Consider the following 13,752-nt stretch of genomic DNA (forward strand, 5'->3'; position numbering starts at 1 on the left):
GACCCGTTCCCGCGGTCAGTGAATGCTGGAAGCCAGTTCGAAAATCGGGATGTACATCAGGATCACGATCACCCCGATCAGCAGGCCGATGAAGGTCATCAACAGCGGTTCGAACAACCTCACGAACCACTCGATCCAGCGGCTGATTTCTTCGTCGTAGAAGTCGGCGCTGCGTTCCATCATTTGCCCCAGGTTGCCGGATTGTTCACCGGCGCGCAGCAGGCGTAGCGACACCGGTGTCACCAGACGATTGAGCTCCAGCGCGGTGGACAGCGACTGTCCCTCGCGCACGCGTTCGCAGGCCTGATCGAGCCGCGCCCGCGAAGCTACGGTGAGCAAGCCGCGCACCATGCCCATGGCAGTCACCAGTGGAATCCCGCCTTGCAGCAGAATCCCCAGCGAACGGTAAAAACGCGCCAGTTCATACATGAAAATCCGTTGGTGCACGGCGGGCAGTTTCTCCACCAGTCGATCCAGCCCACGGCGAAACCCAGGTTGTTTCTGCACCACGGCGAGGGCGGTGACGATCGCCGCCAGCCCGCCAAAAAACTCCAACTGATGCGCGTGCAGAAACAGGCCGCCGCTCATCAGTATCTGCGACAGCCACGGCAGATTCGAGCCCAGTCCTTCGAACACCAGACTGAAGCGCGGCACCACGTAGCCCATCAAAAACAACACCACACCCCCGCCGACCACCAGCAACAGCAACGGGTAGATCGAGGCGCTGACGATCTTCTGCCGCACCTCGTCCATGCGTTGGCGGTAACTGACGTAACGACCCAACGCCTCGCCGACCGCGCCGGTCTTCTCGCTGGACTGCACCAGCGCCACGTACAGCGGTGGAAACACTGCCGACAACTGACCGAGGGCCTGTGAGAAGGATTTGCCTTCATACAGCAGGCGCACCAGTTCACTCAGGGTTTTGCGCGCAGCAGGGGCGGTTTCTTTTTCGGCGAGGCTTTCCAGCGCATCGATCAACGGCAGGCCGGCATTGAGCAGGGTGGTCAGCTCCTGGCTGAACAGCACCAGATTGAACGTTTCGCGCTGACGCAGGCGCAACGAGCGCCAGTGTTTTTCGGCATGCAGGCTGAGCACACGCAAGCCTTGATCCTCGGCAATATGCCGCGCTTCGCTATGCCCCGGCGCCTCGATACTCAAGGAAACCACGCCCGCCTTGCCGACGGCTTTCAGATGAAATCGCATGGGCCGCGCTCCACTTACTGCCAGTTGGTCACTTCGGCGTTTTCGCCTTCACCGCCGGGTTGGCCGTCCTTGCCCATCGACAGCAAGTCGTACTCGCTGTTTTCGCCGGGGTAGCGGTAGGCGTAGCTGCGGCCCCAGGGATCCTGCGGGAGTTTTTTCTGCAAGTACGGGCCGGTCCATTTCGCCTCGTCACTCGGCGCAGCCACCAAGGCTTGCAAGCCTTGTTCGGTGGACGGGTAGTGGCCGACTTCCAGGCGATACAGATCCAGCGCCTTGCTCAGGCCTTCGATCTGCGCCTTGGCCACTTTCACTTCCGAGCGGCCAAGTTGAGCGAAGTATTTCGGCGCGACGATCCCGGCCAACAGGCCGAGCACCACCAGCACCACGAGCAATTCGAGCAGGGTGAAACCGCGTTGGGCACGCGGACGAAAATGCAGCTTCATGATGACCTCCCGTGAGTGGCAGTCGAGTCGCCTGAAGGGTCTATGCAATTGCCATGCTCAGCCTCGACAAAATTCGTCTGATGGCCGCAAGCCCTTGCATTACGGGGTTTTCACGAGTCGGCACAGTGCTTGCGTATGGCTCAAACGTGATCGGCCATTGGGGCATTTCCCCCAATTTATCGGGGTCGGTCCGGGGAGGCCCGACATGAAATTTCTGACTGGCGGATTGCTCGGTTGTGTACTGCTGAGCGGTGCCGCGCAAGCCGATGTATTCATCTCCGTGGACGCCAAGGGCAGCTACGTTCTGTCCAATGTGCATCGTCCCGGACGCACTTATGAACGGGTGATTCACGAGGCGCAAGCGCCCCTGGTCAGCCTTGATCAGCAGCCGCAAATGATCGCCAGACAGCCGTACGCGGAACTGGTCTCGGCGGCGGCCAAGGTCAATCAATTACCTGAAGCGCTGCTGCATGCGGTGATCAACGCCGAGTCGCGTTACAACCCCGGCGCCACCTCACCCAAAGGCGCGGGCGGGCTCATGCAATTGATGCCGGCCACCGCGCGGGAAATGGGCGTGACCGACGTCTACGACCCCAAGGCCAACATCCAGGGCGGGGCCAAATACCTCAAGCGCCTGATGACCCTGTTCGACAACGACATCACCCTCGCCGTGGCGGCTTACAACGCCGGGCCTGATGCGGTGCTCAGCCGGGGACGGGTGATCCCGCCGTTCGCCGAAACCCAGCGTTACGTGCCCAGCGTATTGCGCCAGTACCGGCGCTTGCAGGGGCTGGCAGTGGACGCGCCGTTGTAAAGGATGTCCCCGGTTTCCCCCACTATCGGGGCAATCCCGGCAAGCGCGAAGAGTGGGGAATCGGGTGGGGAATATCCCCCGGAATCTCAAGTGATTTAAGTAGACGGTTGAAAACAAACGGATTTTTTTGTGGCACGCGGATTGCTCCAAGGGTTTTGTCGAGCATCGTTCCCTGCGAGCACCCATTTCGAGGTTTCTGATCATGGCCGGCCTTCATTCCGCTCCGTCCCTCATCAAACTGCTGCTGTTGCTGGCCCCGATGCTCAGCGTCGACGTGGTCAGCGCGGCGGTGCGCTGCGAACGAAACCTGGTGGCCAACGTCGTGGCGTTCGATCAGCCGCTGATGTTCAACCGCCTCGGCGCGCAGAACGCCAACGGCATGATGTTCGCGCTGCGCCGCGACGTGGTCGATGACCACGACGTCTCGCTGGCTTTCGGCGGCGCGGCAGTGCCGGGCAAAGTCTCGTTGCGCGCCGACAAGCGTCCACGGCCACTGGTGTTGCGCGTAGCCGCCGGGGATTGCCTGACGATCAATCTGCAGAACCTGCTCGACTATCAGGCCAACCCGAACAAGCACTTCGAAGTCGAGGGTGAAGAGGAAGGCGAAGACGGCGTACAGAACGCCAATGCCGGCGAACAATTCAAGGTCGATGAGCAGGTCGCCGACCGCCACGTCGGGTTCCAGGTCAACGGCCTGCAAGCGGTGAACAGCATCGACGATATTTCTTCGTACACCGGCCGCAACGCCAATAGCCTGGTGGTGCCGGGGGCCAGCCGTTCCTATACGTTGTTCGCCGAACGCGAAGGCGCGTTTGCCGTCAGCAGCCGTGGCGCAACTTTCGGTGGCGAGGGCGCCGCGGGTAACGTTGCCAATGGCCTGTTCGGTCAAGTGGTCGTGGTGCCGAAGGGCGGCCGCACTTACCGCAATACGCTTACTGAAGAAGAAATGCGTCTGGCGACTTCGGGGCGCACGCCGGCCGGTCATCCAATCGTCGATTACCAGGCGCGCTACCCGCAGCGCGAACCGTGGCTGCGCGAAGGCAAGGCCGGCACACCGATCATCAATATGGTCGATGGCAACGAAATCATCTCCAGCGAAAGCGATGCCATCGTGATGGGCAGCAACGCTGACGGCAGCTTTCCAGCCAGCACCTATCCGCTGGAGTCGGTGGGCAAACGCAACCCGGCGATCCCCAATCGACTGGAACCGTTCCGCGATTTCGCCTCGCAGTTCCAGGACGAAACCGCTGCGACTCAAGCCTTTCCTGCCTACTGGGCCGACCCGGTGATGGCGCATGTGCTGGAGCCGACTCGCGACTCGTTCATGATCAACTACGGCTCCGGCGGCATGGGCGCGGAAGTGGTCGCCAACCGGTTGGGCGTGGGGCCGATGCACGACTGCCTGTCCTGCGCCTACGAAGAATTCTTCCTCAGCTCGCACACCGTCGGTGACGTGGCGATGCTGGTCGACGTACCGGCCAACGCCGGGCTTGAGAACATCGCGCCGGGGCAGATCCCCCGCGCCGATCAGATTGGCGTGAAAGCGACCATGGCCCTGTATCCGTCTGAACCGTCCAACGTCAACCACAGCTACATCGGGGACTTCGTCAAATTCCGCAACACCCATAACGGTCACGAGCAGCACATTTTCCACCTGCACGGCCATCAGTGGCTGTTCAATCCCAATGACGACAACTCCGATTATGTCGACGCCCAAGGCATCGGTCCGGGCGCCGGTTACACCTATGAAATCGCCAACGGCGGTTCGGGCAATCGCAATCGGGTAGCCGGTGACGCGATCTATCACTGCCACTTCTATCCGCACTTCGCGCAGGGCATGTGGGCCATGTGGCGCGTGCACGACGTCTTCGAAGAGGGCACTCGCCTGGAAGTCTCGCAGCAAGGTGAAGACGGCTATCACAGCGAACCGTTCGCCTTGCGCAGCGGCAAACCGGCAGCGGGTGCACGCGCCTTGCCGGACGGTGAAATCATCGCCGGCACGCCGATCCCGGCCATTGTGCCACTGCCCGGCAAAGCCATGGCGCCGATGCCCGGCAAAGTAGTGGTGGTGCCGAAAATCGGCGAAACCCTGATTGCCGGCAATGACGACGAAGAGGAAGAAGAGGGCGACGACGGCGAACATCACGGCGGCAACGCGGCTGGCCAAGCCATCGGTTCGCTGGCGCTGGTGGACCGCAGCGAAGCCAACCGCAACGCTGACGGCACATTGAAAAACCCTGGCTACCCATTCTGGATTGGCGGCATGGAAAGTTCGGTCGGCCAACGCCCACCCACTCCACCGCTGGACATGCTCGACGCTGCCACCGCACAAGCACTCAAGGCCAGCGGCAAAGCGCTGTGGGCCAACCTCGACCCTGCGCAATCGGGCGGCTGGGATGGCGGTTTGCAACGTCATACCCTCGACGGCGTATCCGCTGGTGGCGAGGCGAACACCGTGACCACCTCGCTGGATTTCTCCAAGGAAGTCACCCGCGCCAAGCCGATTTATCTGCCGGAAGAAGGCACCGAAGTCGAGCAATCGGCGATGGCCTTCCACGCGAAAAAAGATCACCCAAGCTTTGCCTTGCTGCCCGGCAACCAGGTGGTGGCCAAGGCCTTCCGTACCAACGGCGCCTTGCCGATGGCGGGCGCGCCGTACTACGAACCCTGCATGGATGATCGGGCCAAACGCCTGACCAGCAGCGCCGGCACCGGTGAATTCAACAGCGGCGAACGCATCGACGGCATGTCCTTCACCGGCGCCTCGACCTTTACCGCCGACCGTCCGCGCATCTACAAAGCGGCGAATATTCAGTTCGACGCGGTGTACAACAAGGTTGGCTATCACTTCCCGCAGGCGCGCATTCTGGCGCTGTGGGAAGACGCCTGGCCGGTGATCACCAAGCAGCGTCCGCCAGAGCCACTGGTGATGCGCATGAACACCTTCGACTGCGTGCAATACCAGCAAACCAACCTGGTGCCGGCCACTTATGAGATGGACGACTATCAGGTGCGTACGCCGACCGACGTGATCGGCCAGCATATTCACCTGCCGAAATGGGACCTGACCTCGGCCGACGGCTCGTCCAATGGCTGGAACTACGAGGATGGCGTGCTCTCACCAGGCGCCGTGCAGGAGCGCATTCTGGCGATCCGCGAGTTCAACCAATGCGAAGGCACCGACCCGCGCGATGGCACGCAAGCATGCCCGAAAGCCAAGGCGCACCCGTTCTTCGGTCAGTACGGACGTAGCGACTGGATGGGCGCACGCACGGCGATGCAACGCTGGTTCGTCGACCCGGTGGTCAATGCCAAAGGCGTTGATCGCGGCCTCGGCACCATCTTCACCCACGACCACCTCGGCCCATCGACGCACCAACAGATCGGGCTGTACGCCACCGTGCTCGCGGAACCTGCCGGTTCTACCTGGTTCCACGCCGAAACCGGCGAGCCTCTGTACAGCGGCGCACGTCAGGACGGCGGGCCGACTTCGTGGCAAGCGGTGATCAACACCGGCGACCTCGACGGCGACGGCAAGAACGACAGCTTCCGCGAGTTCTTCCTCGAATACAGCGACTTCCAGCACGCCTATGAAGCCGGCGTGTACGTGGGCGCCGGGCCGAACGGCGTGCCCAACCCGCAAAGCTTCCCGGCCACGGCTGACAGCTTCCGCTACGCGATCAACCCGCCGGTGCGCAACAACGCCAGCACCTTGCTCGACGGCATAGTGGAAGTGCAGGGCGGTCAGGTCCCAGGCTGCCCGAGCCGGCCTTGCCCACAGGCGATCTCGGTGGATGACCCAGGCATGTTCGTCGTCAACTATCGCAACGAGCCGCTGGCCCTGCGCGTCTACGACCCGAACAAACTCGGCCCGGACGGCAAGCGCGGCATGCAGGCTGACGGCCTCGGCGGTGATCTTTCGTTCGCCATGCACAGCCGCACTGATCGGGCGATTCCGGCGATGAACCTGGCGCCGAACCTGATCACGTCCGCCACCGGCCCAACCGGCGGCACCACGTTGTTCCCACCGCACATCAACAAGGGCGGCGCGGAACCTGGCGATCCGTTCACGCCGATGCTGCGCACTTACACCGGCGACAACGTGCGGCTGCGGGTGCATGCCGGCGGTCATGAAGAGGAACACAACGTCACCCTGCACGGCGTGAAGTGGCTGCAAAGCGGTTCCGGCTTCGGCAGCAGCTCCAACTCGGGCTGGCGCGCCTCGCAGATGATCGGCATCTCCGAGCAGATGGGCTTCATTGCGCCCGTGTCGATGCTGTCCAGTTCGGCGGCTACCACCGGGGATTATCTGTACTCGATGGACGCCTCGATCGAAGGCTATTGGAGCGGCATCTGGGGCGTGATGCGCAACTACACTGCGCAGCGCAGCGACCTGTTCGCCTTGCCGAACAATGCCAAACCGATGGGGATGCGTAACACCGTGGCGTTCGACGGCAGTTGCCCACGGATCAGCGCCAACCCCAACGGCATCGGCACCCGGCCGACTGTGCAGCGCAATTATGAAGTGGTCGCGGCACTGGCCAACGACATCCTCGGCAACTCGCTGGGCCTGACCATCGGAGACCCGGACGGTATCGGCCAGCATGTCGGCGGGCCATTGAATCCGGCGGGCGGCACCCTGGTCCTGAACTCGCGCACCGTGAGCATTCCACAGGTCACGGTGACCGATCCGGAGGATGGCGAAACCATCACCATCGGCGGCCAGAGCGGGCCGTTGCATGATCCGACCGCGATTCTGTATGTGCGCAAATCTGACCTCGATGCGACAACCGGCAAGCTCAAACCCGGTATCCCGGTCGAACCGCTGGTGCTGCGCGCAGCCGCCGGTGACTGCATCAACATCACCCTGGAAAACCGCCTGCCGAGCATGATGCCCGACCTGACCCAGACTGCGGTGATGCAAGGCATGGTCAAACGCGACCGCAACAGCGGCCAGGGTTCGACCACCTTCAGCAATAACCTGATGCGGCCGTCCAGCCATGTCGGTCTGCATGCGCAACTGCTGGCCTATGACATCACCAAATCCGACGGCGTCAACGTCGGTGCCAACCCGATCCAGACCGTGCCACCGAGAGTCGGCAGCAGCGGCGCGTACCCGACCCGTACTTATCAGTACTACGCCGGGCACCTGGAGCGTGAAGGCAAACCGGTGACTCAGTTGGGCCGCAGTGTCGACAACATCAACGCCACGGCCATCGAGTTCGGCGGCTTGAATTTCACGCCGGCTGACGTGATCAAGCAATCGCAAAAAGGTCTGGGCGGCGCGATGAGCATCCTGCCGATCGGCTCTACCTGGGTCGACGATGCGCGCAAGGCCAACGCCACGGTCACCGCGCCGGGGCAAACCGTCTACCGCGACTTTGCGATGGTCTGGCACAAGGCGTTGAACACGCGCTGGGCCAATGGCCGGCCGGTGGAAGGCATTGCCGCCGAGGGCTTCGGCATGCCGACCGATCCGCAGGACAACTCGAGCATGGCCATCAACTACAAGACCGAGCCGATGTGGTATCGCTTCGGCCTTGCCCCGGATGCACCGTTCGGACATGCCGATGGTGCCGGTTATGGCGACATGGTCAACGCGCACATGGCCTACAGCAACGCGCTGGTCGGCGGTGATCCGCAAACGCCGGTGCTTTACGCCAAACCGGGGCAACCGTTCCGTACGCACATTCTGATGCCAACCGGTGGCAGCCGCGGCAGCACCTTCCAGATGGATGGGCACGTGTGGTCGGTCAACCCGTTCCTGGCCGAGAAGAGTGATGTCGGCGGCTATCCGACGGGGACGCCGGGCGTGGGGTCGGTGCGGTTCGGTTACAACCCGATGTCGATGTACATCGGCGCCCGCGAAAGCGTGCTACCGGCGGCGCACTTCAGCTCGATGATCCCGAGCGCCGGAGGCAGCAACGCGATACCGGGTGATTACCTGTTCCGCGACTACGGCGCCTACGGCAACACCTCGGGCCTGTGGGGATTGTTGCGAGTGACCAACGAGCCAGAACCGGCACCGCCTGCGCAGTAGCTGGATGGTGAAGCAGATGCCGCCATCGCTGGCAAGCCAGCTCCCACAGGTTCAGGGGTTGGCAGGGAGAGTGCGGGATGAATGCGATCCCTGTAGGAGCCAGCCTGCTGGCGATTGGAATCGACGCGGTTTTTGCTGGTGAAGCAACTGCCGCCATCGCTGGCAAGCCAGCTCCCACAGGTTCAGTGGTTGGTAGAGGGAGTGGGGGATGAATGCGATCCATTGTGGGAGCTGGCTTGCCAGCGATTGGATCGACGCGGTTTTGGCTGGTGAAGCGGATGCCGCCATCGCTGGCAAGCCAGCTCCCACAGGTTCAGTTGATGTAGGGAAAGTGCGGGATGAATGCGATCCATTGTGGGAGCTGGCTTGCCAGCGATTAGGATCGACGCGGTTTTGGATGGTGAAGCAACTGCCGCCATCGCTGGCAGGCCAGCTCCCACAGGGGACGGCGGTGTTTTGCAATTAGAGTCAGGGGAGAGCGACATGGACAGGATCATCAATTTCATCGGTGTTTGTACGCTAGCCATCGCAGGCGCTTTGTTGACGCTTGGCGAGGTTGCGCTGGCGCAGACCGAGCCCGGCCAGACCCTGGCCCGCGACGGCGTATCCATCGCCTTCAACCTCCAGCCGCTGGCCAGCGACGGCAAGTTGCGTGAAGGCGAGTTTGCCGACGTGCAGTTCCGTGTCACTGACGGCGTGTCAGGCCAGCCATTGTCCGGCGTGGCGCCGGGGGCGTGGATCGATGCGCAGGCGCTGGCCGCCGATCAGGCCCAGGGCCGCGACCAAAGCTGCAAATCCCGCGTCGGCGTGTACCTCAAATCCAACATCGGCGCGCGGCCACTACTCGACCTCAACAGCTATTTCCTGCTGGTGATGAACCGCGATGCCAGCGTCGCAGTGGTCGATCCCTCAGTATCGGTCGGCGGCATCACCAGCACCCTGGCGCGCATCGAACTCAAGCAGCCGCCGATGGATTGGGTCACGCCCAAAGACAACAAACGCGTATTCATCTCGATGCCGATGGCCGGCGAAGTGGCGGTGATCGACAGCGAACAATTCAAAGTCATCGATTCAATCAGCGCCGGTAGCCAACCGGTGCGGGTGGCGCTGCAACCGGATGAACGCCTGCTGTGGGTCGGCAACAATGCCGCCAAACCCAACGAATCCGGCGTCACTGTGATCGATGCCCAAAGCCTCAAACCGCTCAAGCACCTGGCAACCGGCCTCGGTCACCACGAAATCACCTTCAGCAAGGACAGCCGTTTCGCCTTTGTCAGCAATCGCGACGACGGCACCCTGAGCGTGGTCGATGTCGCCAGCCTGAGCATCGTCGAGCAAATCAAGACTGGCTCCAGCCCGCTGTCGGTGGCGTACTCGCCATTGTCCGGCGCGGTGTACGTCGCCGATGGCAAGGACGGCACGGTGACGGTGGTCGACAGTGCCAGCCACAGCGTGCGCCGGGTGATCAAACTGCAACAGGGGCTCGGCCCGATGGGCTTCAGCGCCGACGGGCGTTTCGGTGTGGTGCTCAACACCGTGGAAAACCGCGCGACGGTGATTGATGCCTCCACCGATGCCGCTATCCACGACCTGGACGTGTCCGCTGAACCCTATCAAGTGGTGTTCACCAAGGCCTACGCCTACGTGCGCGGACTGGCCTCGCCAAAAGTCACCATGATCAACCTGGCCTCGCTCGGTGAGGGCCGCCAGCCGATCAGCCAAGGCTTCGAAGCCGGGCCGCAAGCGCCGCGCATGGCCGGTGACTTGCCGCTCGCCTCAAGCCTCGCGGTGTCGCGCGATGACAACGCGGTGTTCGTGGTCAACCCGGTGGACAACACCACCTATTTCTACGCCGAAGGCATGAACGCGCCGATGTCCGGTTACCCCAATCGCGGGCAGATCGCCCGGGCCGCGATGGTCATCGACCGCAGCCTGCGCGAGGTCTCGCCGGGGCTGTACAGCGCGCGAGTGAAACTGCCGGCGGCGGGACGTTTCGACGTGGCATTCCTGCTCAATCAACCGAACATCATCCATTGCTTCACCGCGCAGATCGAACCAGACGGCATGCCGGAAAAACATGTCGGCGTGCCAAAGGTCGAGTTCCTTCTGGACAAGACCGCCGTCGCGCTCAACGACCCCTACGTGGTGCGTTTTCGCATCGTGCAGGGCAAGCAGAAAATCCAGCGCAGCGGCGTCAAGGATGTGCAGTTGCGCTACTTCCTCGCGCCGACTTCACACCCCCGCGAAGTGGCCGCGCAGGAAGTTGCCGATGGCGTGTACGAAGCGCCCGTGACCCTCGACCGCAGCGGCGCCTGGTATTTGCATGTGCGCGCGGCATCGCTGGGTGCCGGGTTCGATGACAAGACATTTGCCAGTGTTCGGGTCACCCCCGGCCAGACTCAGTGAGAGGACATCACCATGAAAGACATCACTTGCCGTGGCTTGCTCAGCCTGTGTCTGCTGGCCGTCAGCGTCCAGCAAGTCCAGGCGCATTCGGCGGATGAACACGCCGGCCACACCGCGCCCGCCAGCAGTACGCAGGAACACGCCCAGGTGAAATTCGCCAACGTGCCGCTGCTCGATCAGAACGGCAAAACCGTGCGTCTGGAGCAAGATCTGGTGCAGGACAAAATCGTCGTCATCAGCTTCATCTACACCAGTTGCACCACGGTCTGCCCGGTGGTCTCGTCGATTATGGGCAAGGTGCAGAAACAGCTCGGTGCGCGGGTTGGCAACGAAGTGCAGTTGGTGTCGATCAGCATCGATCCGCAACGCGACGACCCCAAGCGCTTGCAGGATTACGCCCGCGCGTTCCAGAAAGGCCCGGGCTGGAGCTGGCTGACCGGTTCGCCACAATCGATCAATGAAACCCTCAAGGGTTTGGGCAGTTTCAGCGGCGACTTGAAGAGCCATCAGCCGCTGATCCTCGTCGGCGACGGCAACAGCCGACACTGGATGCGCTACTACGGCTTCACCGACCCGACAGTGCTGGCCAAGGAAGTCGAGAAACTCAGCGGCCAGCGCACTCATGCCAAACACACCGCCATCGCCATGGAGCAACAGCCATGAGAATGCTCGACTGGATAGCGCTCACCGTGTGTTTCTGGGTGTTCAGCAATGTCGCGTTTGCCCACGAGGGGCATGCCCCTGAGCCGTCAACCGCGGTTGCCGCCGCGCCCGCTAAAGGTACCCACGACGCGCAAGCCTGGTTCACCGATACGCCGCTGCAAAATCAGCACGGTGAAACTCTGCGCTTCTACAGTGATGCGCTGCAAAACCGCGTGGTGCTGCTCAACGTGATTTTCACCAGTTGCAACGACGCCTGCCCTTTGATCACGCGCAAGCTCAAGGAAGTCCGCGAGCTGCTCGGGGACAAGGCCGACGGCATCACCTTCATTTCCCTTACCAGTGATCCGCTGCGCGATACGCCGGCGGTGCTCAAGGCTTACACCTTGAAACAGGGTTCCGATGACCCTCATTGGCTTTTTCTCACCGGCGACAAGGCGCAGATGGATCTGGTGCTGAGCCGTATCGGCCAGATCGTGCCGACGCCTGAGCAACATTCCACACAGTTGATCGTCGGCGATGTCGCCAACAAACGCTGGAGCAAGATTCGCCCCGATGCGCCGGCCGCCGCCATTGCCCAGCGCCTGCAATTGCTGACAATGCCCGTGGCCGGTCGCTGAGTCCGCGCCATGAACAGCGCCCGCGTCCTCGCCCTGATCCTGCTCGCGAGCGTCAGCCTCGGCGCGGTGGCATTGCCGCTGACGCCGGAGGAGGCGGCTGGCAAACGCCTGTACCGCGAAGGTCTGTCGGCCAGCGGTGAAGCGATCATGGCGCGGGTCGGCGCGGCGGATATGTTGCTGCCGGCCACCAGTCTGCCGTGCGCCAATTGTCATGGCGCCGACGGCCTTGGGCGACCCGAAGGCGGGGTGCGTCCGCCGCAGTTGAGTTGGTCGCGACTGACCAGCGCTTACGGCCAGCAACAGGTCAACGGCCGCAACTATCCGGCCTATAACGATGCAAGCCTTGCGACAGTCATTCAACAGGGCCGCGACCCCGGCAACAACCGCCTCGACCCGAGCATGCCGCGCTTTGTGCTGTCGATGAAGGATCAGCGCAATCTCACCGCTTACCTCAAACGCCTTGCCGATGAACGCGACCCCGGCCTCGATGCCGAGACCTTGCATCTGGGCACGTTGCTGCCCAGCCAGGGGCCACTGGCCGAGGAGGGCGCGACGGTCGCAGCGGTGCTCAACGGCAGCGTGGCGCGGATCAATGAGGCTGGCGGGATTCACGGCCGGCAACTGCGCCTGACCATCGCCGATCCTGGCGCTGATCGCACCAGTGCCGAACAAGCGCTCAAACGCCTGATCGACGATGAACAAGTGTTTGCCCTGATCGCGCCGATGGCCCCGGCATTGGGCAGCGAACTGGCCCCACGGCTGGAACAGGCTGGCGTGCCGCTGATCGGCACTTTGTCGTTGCTCGGAGCGGTGCAGGCCAGCCCGCAAATTTTCGAGCCGTTGCCGGGCTTGCGTGAACAGTTGATCGCTCTGGCCGATTACGCGACCGCCAGCCTGCGCGTGTTGCAAGGGCCGACACTGATCGCTTATCTCGACGACCCGGCGCAGGCGCAGACAGCCAAAGTGCTTGGCGAGTATTTGCACAGGAACGGCTGGCAGAACGTCCAGATTCAGGCCTACGACCCGACAGGTGACAGCTTGCCGCTGGGCTCGCGCTCGGTGTTCTACCTGGGCAGCGGCGGCGGCTTCAGCCATTTGGCGGCGGGTTTGCAGCGTGCCGGGCAGGTGCCGTATCTGTTCGCGGCGTCGAGCCAGGTGGCCGGGGATCTGTTGAACGTGCCGCAAGGATTTTCACGGCGGGTGTTCCTCGCCTATCCCTTCGTTCCCAGCGACTGGACCCAGACCGGGCGCATGGCCCTGACGCTGCTGCGCGAGCATCAAGGCCTCGGCGCCCAGCATGCGGTGCTGCAAGTCGGCGCATACGCCTCGATGCTGCTGCTCGGCGAAGGCATGAAGCAGGCCGGACGTGACGCCAGCCGCGAGAAACTGGTGGCAGCGCTGGAAGGCCTGCACGACTTCGACACCGGCCTGACCCCGCGCATCAGCTTCGGCCCCGGACGACGTCTGGGCTTGAGCGGCGCACATGTGGTCACCGTGGATTTGCCCGATCAGCGTTTCTATCTGGTTGCACCCTACAAACCGATTGTCGCCAGCCCCTGAATGGAG

Annotated in this window: 9 protein-coding genes; 7 read left to right on the forward strand and 2 right to left on the reverse strand. The window is 62.8% G+C overall.

Annotated features, from left to right (window positions below; genetic code table 11):
* Positions 1-15: 15 nt before the first annotated feature.
* Both ICA16_RS23285 and gspG read right to left on the reverse strand, forming a co-directional pair.
* The gene (locus tag ICA16_RS23285; protein ID WP_150602314.1) at positions 16-1,203 is read right to left on the reverse strand and encodes a type II secretion system F family protein; all 1,188 of its coding nucleotides are present in this window, start codon (positions 1,201-1,203) and stop codon (positions 16-18) included.
* Positions 1,204-1,217: 14 nt separating this feature from the next.
* The gene (gene gspG, locus ICA16_RS23290; RefSeq protein ID WP_150602313.1) at positions 1,218-1,646 is read right to left on the reverse strand and encodes a type II secretion system major pseudopilin GspG; all 429 of its coding nucleotides are present in this window, start codon (positions 1,644-1,646) and stop codon (positions 1,218-1,220) included.
* Between the two features lie 205 nt (positions 1,647-1,851).
* Between gspG and ICA16_RS23295 the strand changes: the two genes are divergently transcribed.
* The 7 genes from ICA16_RS23295 to ICA16_RS23325 all read left to right on the forward strand — a co-directional run bounded on the left by ICA16_RS23295 (position 1,852) and on the right by ICA16_RS23325 (position 13,746).
* Positions 1,852-2,460, forward strand: a complete 609-nt coding sequence (locus ICA16_RS23295) for a lytic transglycosylase domain-containing protein (protein ID WP_150602312.1) — start codon at positions 1,852-1,854, stop codon at positions 2,458-2,460.
* A 202-nt stretch (positions 2,461-2,662) separates the two neighbouring features.
* Entirely contained in the window at positions 2,663-8,500 is a 5,838-nt protein-coding gene (gene mnxG, locus ICA16_RS23300) for a manganese-oxidizing multicopper oxidase MnxG (protein ID WP_210701732.1), read from the forward strand.
* 208 nt (positions 8,501-8,708) lie between these two features.
* Positions 8,709-8,966, forward strand: coding sequence for a hypothetical protein (locus tag ICA16_RS23305; protein ID WP_210701733.1), 258 nt, complete (start codon positions 8,709-8,711; stop codon positions 8,964-8,966).
* Between the two features lie 17 nt (positions 8,967-8,983).
* The gene (locus ICA16_RS23310; RefSeq protein WP_210701734.1) at positions 8,984-10,906 is read left to right on the forward strand and encodes a YncE family protein; all 1,923 of its coding nucleotides are present in this window, start codon (positions 8,984-8,986) and stop codon (positions 10,904-10,906) included.
* 12 nt (positions 10,907-10,918) lie between these two features.
* Positions 10,919-11,569 carry an SCO family protein gene (locus ICA16_RS23315; protein ID WP_210701735.1) on the forward strand — a complete coding sequence of 217 codons (651 nt, stop codon included), beginning with the start codon at positions 10,919-10,921 and terminating at the stop codon, positions 11,567-11,569.
* Positions 11,566-12,186, forward strand: coding sequence for an SCO family protein (locus tag ICA16_RS23320; protein ID WP_150602308.1), 621 nt, complete (start codon positions 11,566-11,568; stop codon positions 12,184-12,186). The genes ICA16_RS23315 and ICA16_RS23320 overlap by 4 nt, the downstream gene beginning before the upstream one ends.
* 9 nt (positions 12,187-12,195) lie before the next feature.
* Positions 12,196-13,746, forward strand: a complete 1,551-nt coding sequence (locus ICA16_RS23325; RefSeq protein ID WP_210555528.1) for an ABC transporter substrate-binding protein — start codon at positions 12,196-12,198, stop codon at positions 13,744-13,746.
* The last annotated feature ends 6 nt before the right edge of the window (positions 13,747-13,752 follow it).

This window comes from Pseudomonas anatoliensis, from assembly GCF_017976235.1.
GTDB classification, from domain to species: domain Bacteria; phylum Pseudomonadota; class Gammaproteobacteria; order Pseudomonadales; family Pseudomonadaceae; genus Aquipseudomonas; species Aquipseudomonas anatoliensis.

What these genes read in the sequence shown, in the direction of transcription:
- ICA16_RS23295 (WP_150602312.1), top strand. Translation starts at nt 1,852, where the DNA reads ATGAAATTTCTGACTGGCGGATTGCTCGGTTGTGTACTGCTGAGCGGT.
- gspG (WP_150602313.1), bottom strand. Translation starts at nt 1,646, where the DNA reads ATGAAGCTGCATTTTCGTCCGCGTGCCCAACGCGGTTTCACCCTGCTC.
- ICA16_RS23315 (WP_210701735.1), top strand. Translation starts at nt 10,919, where the DNA reads ATGAAAGACATCACTTGCCGTGGCTTGCTCAGCCTGTGTCTGCTGGCC.
- ICA16_RS23310 (WP_210701734.1), top strand. Translation starts at nt 8,984, where the DNA reads ATGGACAGGATCATCAATTTCATCGGTGTTTGTACGCTAGCCATCGCA.
- mnxG (WP_210701732.1), top strand. Translation starts at nt 2,663, where the DNA reads ATGGCCGGCCTTCATTCCGCTCCGTCCCTCATCAAACTGCTGCTGTTG.
- ICA16_RS23305 (WP_210701733.1), top strand. Translation starts at nt 8,709, where the DNA reads ATGAATGCGATCCATTGTGGGAGCTGGCTTGCCAGCGATTGGATCGAC.
- ICA16_RS23320 (WP_150602308.1), top strand. Translation starts at nt 11,566, where the DNA reads ATGAGAATGCTCGACTGGATAGCGCTCACCGTGTGTTTCTGGGTGTTC.
- ICA16_RS23285 (WP_150602314.1), bottom strand. Translation starts at nt 1,203, where the DNA reads ATGCGATTTCATCTGAAAGCCGTCGGCAAGGCGGGCGTGGTTTCCTTG.
- ICA16_RS23325 (WP_210555528.1), top strand. Translation starts at nt 12,196, where the DNA reads ATGAACAGCGCCCGCGTCCTCGCCCTGATCCTGCTCGCGAGCGTCAGC.